This is a genomic window from Shimia sp. CNT1-13L.2 (assembly GCF_024331145.1).
Taxonomy (GTDB): Bacteria; Pseudomonadota; Alphaproteobacteria; order Rhodobacterales; family Rhodobacteraceae; genus Shimia.
In genome coordinates, this window is the sequence record NZ_JANDJO010000002.1 from 286846 (window position 1) to 301220 (window position 14375).

Sequence of the window (14375 nt, forward strand, 5' to 3'; positions counted from 1 at the left end):
GCGTTTCGATGCCGGGATCAGTCGCAGACTGTCAGGATTTCCTCGAGCGGTTTCTTGATCTTGGCCACGGCGGGAATGGTGGCATCCTCGGCCGGATGGCCCACGGCGAGGATCATGATCGGCTTTTCCGACTCGGGGCGGTTCAGGGCCCCGTTAAGGAATTTCATCGGGTTCGGGGTGTGGGTCAGGATCGACAGGCCCGCGTTGTGCAGGGCCGCGATGAGAAAGCCGCAGGCGATGCCGGTGCTTTCGGGCACATAGTAGTTCTTGTAGCGGGTGCCGTCATCGAACAGGCCGTACCGCTGGGCAAAGACCACGATCAGCCAGGGTGCGTCCTCGAGGTGGGGTTTGTCGGCGTTTGTGCCAATCGGTTCGAGCGCCTTGATCCATTCGTCGCCCGCGCCGCCAGCATAGAAGCGGCGTTCCTCTTCCTCGGCCTCGGTGCGGATCTGTGCCTTGAGGGCGGGGTTGGCAATGGCCACGAAGTGCCAGGGTTGATGGTTGGCACCGGACGGGGCGCGGCCTGCGGTCTTGATGCAGGTCTCGATCACCTCGCGGGCCACGGGGCGGGCGGAGAAGTCGCGCACGGTATGGCGGCGCTGCATGAGATCGAAGAATGCATCGGCGGCGGCCTGCATCTCCGGGTCGGTGATCTCGGTCCGGTCGGGAAGGGGGATCGGTTCGAAGGTGAGATGATCGCGGGCGAACATGCGGTGCTCCTTGGTGGCTTTGAAAGCGACCCTAGACGAGCAGGTTGAAGGTGAAAAGTGGCGGGCCCGCAAACGCAGCCGTGGGGTTATCTCATTCCCGAGGACCTGTTTATACAGGTGGGCGCCAGGTAACCAGGCCAGGACCAGGACAGAGCCAGCTCCCTCGGAATTGCTTAAGGCCACCGGAATGCAACCGTATCACGAGAAGGGCAGCACCCGCCGAAGGCTTAGGTAATGCGTGGCGCCTGTTTCGGCAAGGGGGCAGCTGCGGATTTTGGCGGAGGTTGGCGGGATGTGACTTGATTTTTGTTCACTAATTGTTCACGTTTTACCTATGGATGAGAATCTGCAACCCGGACAGCTTTTGGCGCGTGGCGTCAGCCGTCATCTGCGCTCGCACGGTTTCGTGTCGGTCGAGGAGTTCGTACCCATTCGCGGCCTGCGTGTCGACGTGATGGCACTGGGGCCGAAGGGGGAGTTGTGGATTGTCGAATGCAAATCCAGCCGTGCCGATTTTCAGAGCGATGCCAAGTGGCAGGGATACCTTGAGTGGTGTGACCGGTATTTCTGGGCGGTGGATCTCGATTTTCCCACGGAACTCCTGCCGGCGGACACCGGTTTGATCATGGCGGATGCCTATGACGCCGAGATCGTGCGGATGGGGCCGGAAGACAAGCTGGCGGCGGCGCGGCGAAAGAAGCTGATCCAGAAGTTCGCGATGGATGCCGCCCGGCGATTGCATCGGTTCCGTGATCCGAAGTTGTCGGCATTGCCGGACGAAGAGTAGACCGGAAACGAAAAAAGCGCGACGGGGACCGCCGCGCTTGATGTCTGTTTGATGCCCCAGCGCTATTTGCTGGCGATATTGCGGGCGGTTGCAGCCGCCGCGCGCATTTCTTCCGCGATCTCCTCGGCTTCTTCGGGGGAAAAGTCCATTGGGATTTCCATGCCATCAGCTTCGACGAAAAGGCGGACGAACCCCTGATCGGTTGGGCCGATCTGAAGATTGGCTTCGATGTCGCGTTCGGTGTTAATGCCCATTTCAAGTTCCTTCGGCGGGTTCGATGACCAGCCATTCCCCGATAATCTTGCGGCCATCCGACAAAACAAGGGAGCGGTCGAGGTCATGCATTCTTTCAAGTTCCTCGATGCCGTTGAAAGTGTTGGATTCGGCTTTGAGGACGCGTGCGCGATTGCCGTCGGGGATACGCGCGATCAGCGCCTCGCGCAAGGCCAAGCCTGCGGGCATGTTGCGGTCATGCAGTTCGACAATGATACGCGCGTTCTTGAGAGCTGCGAGCAGTTCCTTGGTCAGGACATCAAACTCGGCCCCTTCGATATCGCAGAGGATAACCGACCTGGAGAGGTCGGCGCCGATTTCGTCCAATTGGGCACCAAGGGTTTCGTCGGCAATGCCGCGGATCACGACCTTGTCGGCCACACCGTTCATTTCTGCGTTGGCCTGAACCGCGTTGCGGCCTGCCTCGGTCATCTCGAAACAGATCGAACGCTCGCAGAGACCCGCGAACAGGGGGCCAAGCGACATATATCCATCGGCAGCACCTAGGTTGATCAGGTCCGTGAAGGGGGCGGATGCAGTGATTTCGTGCACCACCTGCGTCTCATAAAGGCCGAAGATTTTGAGACCGAGAGGTCCGCGAGAAACGTTTGAATCGCCTTGGAGCTTGAGTCCTTTGTAAGCTCCCATTTGCACCTCGCCATTGTGGCGAGAGAAAATCTCGTTCGACAGGCTTTTACGTCGGTTTTTCGCAATCGCCTTGGAGGCGGCGTTCAGTAGCTTCTTCAAGATGGCTCCTTAACGATTTGTTAACTTATATCGTGCTTAGGCCCTTGAGAAAAGAATTTCCTCTTGCCGCAAATTTTGCCGAACAAAAGTTTCTCACGCTCGGCGAAAGTAATTGTCAAAATTGGCTTGCATTCACCTGAAGCTAGGGATAAATCGCCCGAACAGTGCCGCCTTAGCTCAGTTGGTTAGAGCGCTGGATTGTGGATCCAGAGGTCCCCCGTTCGAGCCGGGGAGGCGGTACCATCTCCCAAAAAGCGATGACCGAAACGCCCCGCTGGCGGGGCTTTTGTTGCGCGTCGCAGTGGAATTGCCTGTTCTTGGTCAGATTGTTGCCGCGAGGGCGTTAAAATCCACGGAAATCAGGGTTTTTCTTGCCAGATTGGGATTTTTACCCAACGATAAAGCCATCGAATAGTTCATTTTGACGCGCAACGTTTTCTTGGAGATACGCCATGTGGCGTCCTGCGGGCGAGGACAGAAAAGGTCTCGTCAGTGTGGTACGAGTTTTCTGTTTCTTGCCGTTATTGATCGCCGGTGGAGTTGCGCCGGCATTGGCAGACAGCGATCCGATCAATGCCCCTTACGAGGTGGTGCGTTTTTCGGGAGAAACGACTCTACGCGATTTCGTGGCTGAGCATCTGGATGATCCCGATCTGTGGCCAATGGTTCTTCGGCTTAATGAAATGGCCTCGGTGGCAGACCTCGCGCCCGGAACCTCTCTGCAATTGCCGGTACAGCAGGTGGCCTACTCAGATCAGGCTTTGCTGGCGTCATTGCAGGCGATCCAAAAGGCGACAGCAGAGGGCGCTCGGCTTTTTGCGCCTGACGAGATTGGCAATGCGATTTCCGATCGGGACACGGCAATCGCCCGGCGTGGCGAAGGCGCGTGGCGCGAGGTTGTAAGCTATGCGCGGTCGGCCTCTGCACATGCGGAAGACGCCTATGAGATTTCGGTGCAACTGCGCGATCAGGCGGCCGAGGCGCTGATCACGGATGTGCATGGTCGCATCGAGGGGCGAGACCCGGCAGAGCCTGCGTGGAGTTCGCGTGCGTTGAATGACATTCTGGTCGAGTTCGAGCGGCTGCGCACATTGTCGAATTCGACGACACAGGTGACCTTTCGTGATCTCAGCCGGTTGCGCCTTAACCCAAATTCGAACGCGACGATCCAGCGGATGCGGTCTGATCCGCTGACGGGCCGGGAAGTGACCAAGGTCAGCCTGTCGAACGGCGATTTCTATGCGCTGTTGAACCAGCTTTCGGATCGGGATTCCTTTGAGATTGAAGTGCCGGGTATTCGCACCACGACAGACTCGGATGATTTCTGGATCAAGAACGACGAGAGCGGGGCGCGGTTCGTGAATTATGATACGGCGTCTCTGGATATCGAGTCGGCGGGCGCTGCGGTCAGCCTTGAGGAAAATCAGGGCGTGGTGATTTCCCGCGGCAAGGCGCAGCGGGCCGAGATTTTGAAACAGCCCTTGCTTGCCGAGCCCCTTGGCGGGGCGCTGGTCTACGGGAATGCCGTGACCCTTGCGTGGCAACCCTATCCGGAGGCCTCGGCCTATTGGTTCGAAGTGGCGGGTGATCCGGGGTTCAACCGGATGATCGCGACCGAGTGGGGTGTGCCGGAAGGCGGGTTCAAGGTTGAGGGTCTGAGCCCCGGCACGCATTTCTGGCGGGTGGCGGCATTGGATGCGCTTGGGTTGCCGGGCAAGTGGAGCGAGGTGCGCAGTTTCGACTTGTTGCAGGATGATGCGCCACCGTTCCTGACCCTGTTTGCGCCACTGCCGGGGATTGTGCTGGAAACGGATTACGTGGATGTTCTGGGCGCTTCGGAAAAGGGTGTTGAGCTGACCCTGAACGGCGAGGTGGTCGTGGTTGGCGGCGACGGCAGCTTTCTGGCCCGTGTTGCGTTACGAGCGGGCGAGAACGAGCTGCGTGTGGTGGCAACCGATCCGGCCGGAAACAAAAGCGAAAAGATCAGCGGGGTGATCTATCGCCCCCTCGCATCGGTCGAGATCGTGCCAGATGCAGGATTGCCGCGCGTCGGCGACGTGTTCGTGACGCGGACGGGGGAGCTTAGCTTTTTCGCGAGCACCTCGGCGGCGTCGGGTGCGGATGTTCGGGTTCTTGATGACGGGGGCGCGGAGATCGCGCGGGCGCGTGTTGGGGACGCGGGGGCGCTTGGGGTGACCTTGCCCGCGTCAGATATGGCGCGTGGCTATGCCATCGAGGTTCTGGCGCCGACCGGGGCGGTTGAGGGGCGGTTTGACCTTTCCGTCGTGCGGGACAACGTGGCCCCGATCATTGTTCTGGATCAGCCGCCACCGCGCGCGGTGTCTGATGACCGCCTGCCGATTTCGGGGGGCGTGGGGGATGCGGTGTCGCTGACGGTTGGTGCCGAGGATATTCCGGTTCTGGATGGCGGTTTCGCAACCGAAGTGCAGCTGGCACCCGGTGTGAACACGCTTGATATTCGCGCGACGGATGCGGCGGGCAATGTTGGTATTCTATCGGTTCAGACGAATTATGATGTTGATCCACCAGACATTCTGAGCGCCACGGCCAGCCGGCCACATGGCGCGAATGGCCCCATCGAAATCGTGGTCGAGGCGCGGGATGCCTCGGGGTTGCGACAGGCGGCGCCTTTCCTTCTCGAGGTTGGGGCAGAGGAGCGGGAAGGTTTCCTGCGCTGTGACAGCGTCAGCGGCCAGTGCCGCGCGACCCTGCCTGCCGAGGCCGGAGACCTGGCGCTGATTGAGGTGGTGGTGATGGACTATGCAGGAAACGAGGCGTTCCAGTGATGAAGACACTCCTGAAAACCTATAGCTACGTCGTGCTTTGCCTTGTCATGGGGATTGCGCCGCAAGGGGCCACGGCACAGACGGTTGCCCCGCCCTCCGAGGAAGGGTTGCTTGTGGTTTACGGTGCGTTCGCGCATACGCGGGAAGGGGATATTGATCACCGCGAGACCGTGTTTTTCAGCGTGCCTGCCGGATTGAAAGACCGGCTGTATGTTCGCCTGTTTGATCCCGAGATGTCGGGGCAGCATGACTTTGTCTATGGGCGGCGGAGCCATTCGGAAACGGTGTTTCGCCTTTCGGGCGGAGAGGGCGCATTTTCCGGTATTGCGCGACCGCAGAAAGTTGCGGATGGGGCGCGGCCAAATCAGCCCAAGCGGGGCGATCTTTTGAAGGCGTCACCGGGCAAGGTGCTGCGCGAGGCGACCTTTACCACCGATTTGAAGACCAACGGCCAGTGGGTCACTTTGGGCAGCCTGCGGGCGCGTCAGGGCGAGGTGATCGATGGGCGGGCGTATTTCCGGCTGGATGTGCTGGGGACGGATGGCGATGACGGCAACGGGTTTTCGCTGGATGTCAGCCTGTCGCGGGATCGGCATCGCCCGCCGGAAGGCCTTGAGATGTTTGCCTATCAGCCGACCATTCGCTGGCCAGGAGGAGCCATGGCGACGCGGGTGGAGTTCCTGCATGACGGTGGCCCCGTGGAGGTGCAGAACTTTGACGGGGCGGCGGGGGATCTGCGGCTGAACCTGATGTATCGCGACGCGCGGTTGCGGGCTTCGGGGCAGAACACATGGGCCGTTTCCGAGGTCGAGACGGATGAGGCTCTGCTGGCGCTGACCCTGAAAGGGGGCTTTGAGACGCCCAACGACGTGACGCTTTCGGTGTTCGACGAGGAAGGCGCGGCCTTGCCCCTGATCATGCCGCCACGCAAGGCACCTGACCCCGAGCGCCCCTCGGCCTTGCCGCGTGCGCGTCCGCTGGCGGATTGTACCTCTGTCGCGTTTGACGGTAGCCTTGCCGACGCCCATCCGCTTCTGGCCTATGAGTGGGATTTTGGCGATGGTCAGACCTCGGACGAGCCGGTGATCGTCTACAGTTACGGTGCGCCGGGGCGGTATCAGGCGCGGTTGCGCGTTCTGTCGCCGGGAACGGCGGCGGCGCGCGGAAACGAGGCGGTAGTGCCCGTGCATGTGCGCCCCGCGCCGAAGGCCGTGGCCGGGGATGAAATCACGGTGGCACCGGGAGAGCCCGTCGGGTTTGACGCCTCAGCCTCGGTCGCCTCGGACAGTCCGATCACCCGTTATCTCTGGACCTATGGCGATGGAACGGTGGGGCAGGACCCTGTTGCGCGCAAGGTGTACGAGAAGGCAGGCCGCTATCAGGCGGTTTTGCGGGTTTCCGACAACAGCAATCACCCCTGTAATTTCGGCCTGGCGACCCGCGTGGTGAACGTCAACTTTGCGCCTGTGGCAGAGGCCGGCACGGATGTGTCGACCATTGTTGGTCAGCCGGTGCGCCTGAATGGCGGGGCGAGCTATGACGTGGACGGGAGCATCGTGGCCCATGTCTGGGACCTGGGAGATGGCACCCAGATGGAGGGCGCAGAGGTGAGCCATGCCTTTGATGCGGCAGGCGTCTATCGCGTTGCCTTGTCCGTGACGGATGACAGCGGCGTGTCGAACCGCACCAGCACCGACCATGTGACTGTGCGGGTGAATGCACCGCCCGAGCCGAAAATCTCGGGACCAAGCGAGGCGCTTGCCGTGGGTGAGGCCTTTGTTCTGGACGGTCGCGGGTCGGTGGATGCGGATGGCACCATCCTCAGCTATCTCTGGGATTTCGGAGACGGGGCCATGGCCGAGGGGGAGAGCGCGGAATATGCCTGGGCGATCCCCGGGGTCTATGATGTGACGCTTACCGTGATTGATGACAGCGGCACGGCCTCGGCCATGCAGAGTACGGTCGCGCAGGTGATCGTGAACACGCGACCTGTTGCCGAGGCGGGTGTGGATCAGTTCGTGACCGCCAGCGAAGTGCAGTTTGACGGCAGCGGATCGTCGGACATCGACGGGCAGATCACCTCTTACAGCTGGGATTTCGGAGATGGCGCGGTTGGGCGCGGTGTGCGCCCCACGCACGCCTATGCGCGTCCAGGCCGGTACGAAGTGGCATTGACGGTGCAGGACGACAGCGGCGCGCCACAAAGCCATGCGCGCGACACGATGTGGGTGGTGGTGAATGCCAGCCCGATCGCGGATGCAGGGCCTTCGCTGACCGTGGCACCGGGCGAGGGGTTCGTGTTGGACGCGGGGGCGTCGGTTGATCCTGACGGGGCGATTGCCGCCTATCGCTGGACCTTGCCGGATGGCACCACCAAGGACGGCGAGCGGGTGTCGGTGCGCGAAGAGACACCCGGCCTCTATCGTTATGGCCTGTCGGTCATGGACGATTTCCGCGGTGGCGGGGCGACGGATGACAGCGAGGTTCTGATGGTCGTCAATGCCGCGCCCGTGGCGGTGGCGGGGCCGGATATCCTTGTTGCGCCGGATGAGGAAATCCTGTTCGACGCGCGGGGATCTTACGATCCCGACGGGCGGATCGCAGTTTACTCGTGGGAGTTCGATGATCTTCAAGTGCCGCTGGAAGGCGCACAGATCGAGCGGGCCTATCCCGCGCCGGGGGTCTGGAGCGCGCAGCTGGTGGTGCGAGATGACAGTGGTGTGTCGAACGGCACCGATGTCGATACGGTTACGATCCGCGTCAATCATGCGCCGATTGCCGAGGCTGGCCCCGTGATCAATACAGACCGTCTGATGGTGACGCTTGATGCGGGAGGATCAAGCGATGCGGACGGTGACGCGCTGATCTATTCCTGGGATTTTGGAGATGGCTCGGCAATGCGCTATGGCCAGCAGGTCAGCCATGTTTTCGCCAAGGCAGGCAGCTATCCTGTGACGCTCTGGGTGGATGACGGTACCGGGCTTTCAAACGCGCGGGACGTGGATGCAACGACGGTCACCATCAATGCGCCGCCGGTGGCGATGGCGGGGGGGAACCGGGATGTGTGTTCGGGGGACGCGATCTTGTTTGACGCCTCGGCCAGCAGCGATGCGGATGGCGATCTGTTGCAATATCTCTGGGAGTTCGGGGATGGCAGCCAATCGGAGATCGTGAACCCCACCAAGACCTATGAACAGCCGGGAACCTATCCGGTGACCCTGACCGTGCAGGACGAGAGCGGTTCGGCATTGGGGCGCGATCAGGATCGTGTTGCGGTGATCGTGCGCGAAGGGCCGATTGCCAATGCGGGGCCGGACATGAGCGTCTGCGTCAATCAGGAAATCAGGCTGGACGGGACGGCATCGAGCGATGCGGATGGATCGGTGAACAGCTATGAGTGGACCTTTGGGGATGGCACGCGCGGCAGCGGAGCGCGGCCCGTGCATACATTCGAGCGGGTCGGCCTGCATACGGTGACCCTGACGATTGTCGGCGATGCGCAGGGGGCCTGTAATCCCATTGATACGGACACGGTGAACATCTCGGTGCGCCCTGCAAAATCGCAGAGCATTGCCGCACCGGAGCGGGTGGCCAGCGGACTGGAGGTGGCTTTCCGGGCAGTTCTTGGGGATGAACCCGGAACGGGCGAGGCGATTTCGCATTCCTGGGATTTCGGCGACGGGGCTACTGCGGAAGGCATGGAGCCGCGTCACAGCTTTGCCGAGCCGGGTGTCTATACCGTTGTTCTGACCAGCGAGATGCAGGGCGGGCAGCAGGATTGCGGGCAACTGGTTTCGCGGCACCGGATCGTTGTGAACGGCGCACCGGTGGCCATGGCGGATGCCCCGCGCGAGGTGAGCGTGGGAGAGACCGTGATCTTTGACGGCGGTGGGTCGCACGACCCTGATGGCGTGATCACCGGCTTTGCATGGGACTTTGGCGATGGCGTGGTGTCGGAAGGGGTTCTGGGTGTTCATCGCTACACTGAGCCCGGCACCTATACCGTGCTTCTGGAAGTGCAGGATGATGCCGGTGTCGAGAACAGCTATTCGGTGGCGATCGGACGGATCAAGGTGAACCCCGATCCGGTTGCGGGCCTGCAAACGCCGGCACCGCTTTGTCCGGGTGTGCCTTTCGAGTGGCAAGCGGATGTGGCCGAGGGGACCGAGGTTACGTGGACGCTGGGAGACGCCAAGCGCGAGGGCGTGCGTGTGTCTCATGCCTTTGAGCGTCCCGGCGTCTATCCGGTGCGGGCGGACATGGATGATGGCAAGGGGCTGTCGAACAGCAAGCGGCTGGAAGAAATCTATGTGCGGGTGAATGCCTCTCCCGAGGCCTATGCCGGGCCGGACCGCGTTGTTTGCCCCGGTGACGAGGTCACGTTCAGCGCCAAGGGCAGTGATATCGATGGGGATGTCACGGGCTGGCAGTGGGTGTTCTCGGACGGGGTTGTTCTGGATGGTCCGAAGGTGACGCGGCGCTTTGACGAGGTCGGGCCTGCCGACGTGCGCCTTGTGATCCAGGACGACAGTGGATCGGCTTGTGCCATTGGCGAAGACCATGCGCGCATTCTGGTGAATGCGCCGCCTGTCGTGGACGCGGGTGCGGATATCGAGGCCTTTGTGGGAGCGGCGCATGACGTTGTCGTTTTCGACGCAACTAGTGCGCGTGATCCTGACGGTCAGGGTGTGCGGCTGGAGTGGGCCTTTGGTGACGGGACTGACGCCACAGGCGCAGTGGCGCGCCATCGCTATGCGCAGCCGGGCGACTATGAGGCGATTGTGACGGCGCGGGACAGCACCGGCCTGACCTGTGGTGTTGCAACGGATCGGGTACAGGTGCGTGCCCGGGCGCGGGGCCAGTAACCGACAATGCGATTTCCCCTGCCTCTCAAGTTCTTTGTCTTCGCAGCCTGCGTTGCGGTGGCCCCCTTGGCGCTTGTCGGGGAAAACCTTGTGCGTATCACGCGGGACGAGTTGAAAAGTGCCGCCAACGAAGACCTGACGGGCGTTGCCGCCCAGTTGCGGGGTGAATTCGACAGCATCTACCAGGGCAAGTGGCTGGCGCCGCTTTCGGTGATCCGCAACGGGGTGGACAATCACGAGTTGGATGTTGCCCAGAAGGTATCACTTTTGACGCTGGGCATGGAAGAACTGGCCAATGTGGTGGCCTTGCAGCTGAGCCTCGAAGGCGCGGATCTGCCGATGCTGGTGTCGGATCAGGCCTATGCCGAGCGTCTGGCGGACGCGGGTCTTGATCCGGTCGAGACCCTGTCGACGCCTTCGGCGGTGGTGGACAACGTCGTGGCAACCGGACAGTTCGGCCGGCCGCTTGTGGCGCAGCTTGCCGAAACCGGGGATTGGATCGCGACCGTGGCGCTGCCGATGGAGTCGCGCATTGCCGGGAGGCGGTTGACGCTGGTGGCCAAGCTGGACCTGGGTGAGTTGCGCAGAAGCGTTGAGCGTCACCCTTTCCATCAGCGCGGCGAGATTACGATTGTGGACCACGCGGGGCGCACCGTGCTGGTGGATGCGCCGGAGGTGATTGCCAACCGCGCCATCGTGGGGTCGGCAATGCCCCTGATCGTGGCGGGAGCGCGGGCAGACGCGCTTGAGGGTTATGTGCGGCCTGACGGGACGTCGATGCTGGGTGCCTATGCCTTTCCCGACTGGTTCCCCTGGGCGGTGATCACCGAGTTGAGCGAGGCCAACGCCTATGCGGTGATCCACGAAATGATGCGGCGGATTGTCGTGGTGGGCAGCCTTGGTTTTGCGGCGGCTTCGCTTGCGGCGCTGCTGTTTTCACGCGGGCTGACAGCGCCGATTTTGCGGATCGGTCGTGCGGCCGAACGCGTCGGGGAGGGCGACTTTGCGGCGCGGGTGGAAAACGTGCGGTCACGCGACGAGATCGGGGATCTGGCAAAGCGGTTCAACGTGATGGCGGCGCAGTTGGGGGAACGGCTGGAGCTTATGAAGTTCGTGAGCCAGGAAACCATGACGGCCATTCAGGCGCGGGGTGGGGAAGGAATGTCGCGTGGCGGTGAACGGCGCGAGGTCACGATGCTGTTCTCTGATATTCGCGGCTATACCGCCTTTTCGGAAACCGTGTCGCCTGAAGAAGTGATCGAAGTTTTGAACCGGTATTTCGAAGTTCAGGCCGAGATCGTGGAACGCTATGACGGCGATATCGACAAGTTCGTGGGGGACGAGCTGATGGCGATGTTCGTGGGTGAGAACAAGGAACAACGCGCGGTGCAATGCGCGCTGGAGATCAAGATGGCGCTTGCGGCCCTTTTGGGCGGGCATGAAGGCTATTCTCTGGAGGTGGGTCTTGGGCTGGCGTCGGGCGATGTGGTGCTTGGGGCGATGGGGGCGCGGGACCGGATGGATTATACCGTGCTGGGTTCAACCGTGAACCTTGCCGCGCGTCTCTGTAGCAAGGCAGGTCCAGGAGAAGTCCTGGTGGAACGGGCCACGCGTGAGGCTGCCGAAGGGGCCGAAGGCGTGCGGTTCGCAGAGCAGGCTCCGGTTGCGCTCAAGGGGTACGCAGAGCCGGTTCCGATCTTTGCTGTTGAAAGTCGTGAGACCGTTACTTGATCTCGACTTCCTGACGCAGTGCGCCTGTCATTTGGTCGTAGATCAGGATGCGGTTGTCATTGGTCACAACCGCCCACCATCCCTCACCGATGGTCAGGGCCGAAGCCGAAACACCCTCGGGCAGGGTGATCTGATCGGGCATTGTGGGACCATCGTCATTCAGGCGGATGACAATCAGTGCGACAACCACTACAAGCCCGACAATCATGATGCCTGTGAGGCCAGTCACCAGCAGGCGCAGAAACCGAAGATTGGCCGGTTCCACCGGTTCAGGAGTCTCATCCATGGCAACGTCCCTTGTCTCGTTCCAGATCAACGCTGATCCGCCTGCACGCCTTGATAAGGCGCTTTCGCGGGATGTGCCAGTGGAAGCATCCCTGTCGCGCACGCGGCTTGCGCGGTTGCTGGACGAGGGCTGTGTGCGGGTGAATGGCTTGGTTGTGACCAATGCCAAGGCCAAGGTTGCCGAGGAGGATCATATCGAGATCACGGTGCCCGTTGCGGACGAGAGCCACATCGGGCCAGAAGACATCCCGCTGGACGTGGTATTCGAGGACGGTGATCTCATCGTGATCAACAAGCCCGCGGGGATGGTGGTGCATCCCGCGCCGGGCACGCCGAATGGCACCTTGGTGAATGCCTTGCTGCATCATTGCGGAGACAGCCTGTCTGGGGTTGGCGGGGTGCAGCGTCCGGGGATCGTGCACCGGATCGACAAGGATACCAGCGGTCTGTTGGTCGTGGCCAAGAGCGACCGCGCGCATCAGGGGCTGGCGGCGCAGTTCGAAAAACACACGGTCGAGCGGTATTACAATGCCGTGGTCTATGGCGTTCCGGATGCCAATGACCCGCGTCTGCGCGGGGTGAAGGGCGTGAACTTTGAGCCCGGCAATATCATGCGGATCACCACGCATCTTGCCCGCCACAAGACCGACCGACAGCGGCAGGCGGTGCTGTTCCAGGGCGGACGGCACGCGGTGACGCGGGCGCGGATCGTGGAAGGCTTTGGAAATCCGGCGGTTGCGGCGCTGGTGGAATGCTGGCTTGAGACCGGGCGCACCCACCAGATCCGCGTGCATATGGCCCATGCGGGGCACGGGTTGGTTGGGGATCCGGTGTATGGCGGGCGGCGCAAGCTGTCTGAAAAGGCAATCGGGGTGAAGGGGATTGAAGCGACCCGCGGCTTTCCGCGACAAGCGCTGCATGCGGCGGTGCTTGGGTTCGAACATCCCGTGAGCGGCGAAAATATGCGTTTCGAGGCACCGATTCCGCAGGATATGGCCGATCTGATTGCTGTTTTGCGCAAAGGCCCGTAACCCTTCACACATATGCGTGAAACCCGTGACACATAGGTGGATATGCGCGGGGGCCATGTTCATTTTCGATTAAGATTTTCGAGAGAGGGTTCTTGAAAACCCGTTAGCGCCAACCTATCTCGATGTTAAGCCCTTAAACATTGGAGGGGGGAGACAGAATGAGCAACTATAAAAACCTGCCCGCACCGACACCGGAAGGTGGTCTGAACCGTTATATGCAGGAAATCCGCAAGTTTCCGCTCTTGGAGCCGGAAGAGGAATACATGCTGGCCAAAGCCTGGGTCGAGCAGGAAGACACGCAAGCCGCGCACAAGATGGTGACATCGCACCTGCGTCTGGCGGCAAAGATCGCCATGGGCTATCGCGGCTATGGTCTGCCGCAGGCCGAGGTGATTTCCGAGGCGAACGTGGGCCTGATGCAGGCGGTGAAGCGATTTGACCCTGAAAAGGGCTTCCGCCTGGCGACCTACGCCATGTGGTGGATCCGTGCGAGCATTCAGGAATACATCCTGCGCTCGTGGAGCCTTGTGAAGTTGGGGACAACCTCGGCGCAGAAGAAGCTGTTCTTCAACCTGCGCAAGGCCAAGGCCCGTATCGGTGCCCTTGAAGAGGGGGATCTGCGTCCCGAGAATGTCGCCCGGATCGCGAACGACCTTGGTGTGACCGAGGACGAGGTGATCTCGATGAACCGCCGCCTGAGCGGTGGGGATGCGTCGCTGAATGCCCAGATCGGCTCTGAAGGCGAAGGCACGATGGAGTGGCAGGACTGGCTCGAGGATGAGGATGCCGACCAGGCTGCGGACTATGAGGCCAAGGACGAGCTTGACGCGCGTCGCGAGCTTCTGGCCGAGGCGATGGACGTGCTGAATGACCGCGAAAAGGACATTCTGACCCAGCGCCGCCTGATGGAAAGCGCCGTGACCCTTGAGGACCTGAGCGGCCAGTACAGCGTGAGCCGTGAACGTATTCGCCAGATCGAGGTGCGTGCCTTCGAGAAGCTGCAAAAACGGATGCGGACTCTGGCAGCGGAAAAGGGGATGCTGGCAAGCGCCTGATCCGGTTGACAAGAACGAGCGGAGCGCCCCGGAGACAGTCCGGGGCGTTTTGCATTTTCCAGGGGCGTTGCCAGCGGGCGCCTG

General features: G+C 61.6%; 10 protein-coding genes and 1 tRNA gene. 7 read left to right on the forward strand and 4 right to left on the reverse strand.

The window, feature by feature from the left end; all coding sequences use genetic code 11:
• Nucleotides 1-17: 17 nt before the first annotated feature.
• Nucleotides 18-710: a nitroreductase family protein gene (locus NNA36_RS05155; protein WP_255104824.1), complete on the reverse strand. Its 693-nt coding sequence runs from the start codon at nt 708-710 to the stop codon at nt 18-20.
• Nucleotides 711-1044: 334 nt separating this feature from the next.
• Between NNA36_RS05155 and NNA36_RS05160 the strand changes: the two genes are divergently transcribed.
• A complete protein-coding gene (locus tag NNA36_RS05160; protein WP_255104827.1) occupies nt 1045-1497 on the forward strand; it encodes an MmcB family DNA repair protein in 453 nt (150 codons plus the stop codon).
• 62 nt (nt 1498-1559) lie between these two features.
• On the opposite strand, the gene NNA36_RS05165 is transcribed toward NNA36_RS05160, so the two are convergent.
• Both NNA36_RS05165 and NNA36_RS05170 read right to left on the reverse strand, forming a co-directional pair.
• Nucleotides 1560-1751 carry a DUF6324 family protein gene (locus tag NNA36_RS05165; RefSeq protein WP_255104829.1) on the reverse strand — a complete coding sequence of 64 codons (192 nt, stop codon included), beginning with the start codon at nt 1749-1751 and terminating at the stop codon, nt 1560-1562.
• A 1-nt stretch (nt 1752) separates the two neighbouring features.
• A complete protein-coding gene (locus NNA36_RS05170; protein ID WP_255104832.1) occupies nt 1753-2322 on the reverse strand; it encodes a hypothetical protein in 570 nt (189 codons plus the stop codon).
• A 361-nt stretch (nt 2323-2683) separates the two neighbouring features.
• On the opposite strand from NNA36_RS05170, the gene NNA36_RS05175 reads away from it, so the two are divergent.
• The 4 genes from NNA36_RS05175 (at nt 2684) to NNA36_RS05190 (ending at nt 11920) form a co-directional block, all read left to right on the forward strand.
• Nucleotides 2684-2760, forward strand: a tRNA-His gene (locus tag NNA36_RS05175).
• A gap of 272 nt (nt 2761-3032) precedes the next feature.
• A complete protein-coding gene (locus NNA36_RS05180) occupies nt 3033-5324 on the forward strand; it encodes a FecR domain-containing protein (protein WP_255104835.1) in 2292 nt (763 codons plus the stop codon).
• On the forward strand, nt 5324-10189 hold the full coding sequence (locus NNA36_RS05185; protein ID WP_255104838.1) for a PKD domain-containing protein: 4866 nt from the start codon (nt 5324-5326) through the stop codon (nt 10187-10189). The genes NNA36_RS05180 and NNA36_RS05185 overlap by 1 nt, the downstream gene beginning before the upstream one ends.
• Nucleotides 10190-10195: 6 nt before the next feature.
• Nucleotides 10196-11920, forward strand: a complete 1725-nt coding sequence (locus NNA36_RS05190; RefSeq protein WP_255104841.1) for an adenylate/guanylate cyclase domain-containing protein — start codon at nt 10196-10198, stop codon at nt 11918-11920.
• Here NNA36_RS05190 and NNA36_RS05195 read toward each other — a convergent pair.
• Complete coding sequence (locus tag NNA36_RS05195) at nt 11913-12206, reverse strand: DUF6476 family protein (RefSeq protein WP_255104843.1); 294 nt, start codon at nt 12204-12206, stop codon at nt 11913-11915. The genes NNA36_RS05190 and NNA36_RS05195 overlap by 8 nt on opposite strands.
• On the opposite strand from NNA36_RS05195, the gene NNA36_RS05200 reads away from it, so the two are divergent.
• Together NNA36_RS05200 and rpoH are read left to right on the forward strand one after the other, a co-directional pair.
• Entirely contained in the window at nt 12205-13236 is a 1032-nt protein-coding gene (locus NNA36_RS05200; RefSeq protein WP_255104846.1) for an RluA family pseudouridine synthase, read from the forward strand. The two genes, NNA36_RS05195 and NNA36_RS05200, sit on opposite strands and share 2 nt — an antisense overlap.
• 158 nt (nt 13237-13394) lie before the next feature.
• Nucleotides 13395-14291 (forward strand): RNA polymerase sigma factor RpoH, encoded by an 897-nt coding sequence (gene rpoH, locus NNA36_RS05205; RefSeq protein WP_255104848.1) that lies wholly within the window; start codon nt 13395-13397, stop codon nt 14289-14291.
• Nucleotides 14292-14375: the final 84 nt, after the last annotated feature.

Bases quoted from the DNA above. Each gene is read 5' to 3' on its own strand.
- NNA36_RS05195 (WP_255104843.1), bottom strand. From the start codon at position 12,206: ATGGATGAGACTCCTGAACCGGTGGAACCGGCCAATCTTCGGTTTCTG.
- NNA36_RS05200 (WP_255104846.1), top strand. From the start codon at position 12,205: ATGGCAACGTCCCTTGTCTCGTTCCAGATCAACGCTGATCCGCCTGCA.
- rpoH (WP_255104848.1), top strand. From the start codon at position 13,395: ATGAGCAACTATAAAAACCTGCCCGCACCGACACCGGAAGGTGGTCTG.
- NNA36_RS05160 (WP_255104827.1), top strand. From the start codon at position 1,045: ATGGATGAGAATCTGCAACCCGGACAGCTTTTGGCGCGTGGCGTCAGC.
- NNA36_RS05155 (WP_255104824.1), bottom strand. From the start codon at position 710: ATGTTCGCCCGCGATCATCTCACCTTCGAACCGATCCCCCTTCCCGAC.
- NNA36_RS05165 (WP_255104829.1), bottom strand. From the start codon at position 1,751: ATGGGCATTAACACCGAACGCGACATCGAAGCCAATCTTCAGATCGGC.
- NNA36_RS05185 (WP_255104838.1), top strand. From the start codon at position 5,324: ATGAAGACACTCCTGAAAACCTATAGCTACGTCGTGCTTTGCCTTGTC.
- NNA36_RS05190 (WP_255104841.1), top strand. From the start codon at position 10,196: ATGCGATTTCCCCTGCCTCTCAAGTTCTTTGTCTTCGCAGCCTGCGTT.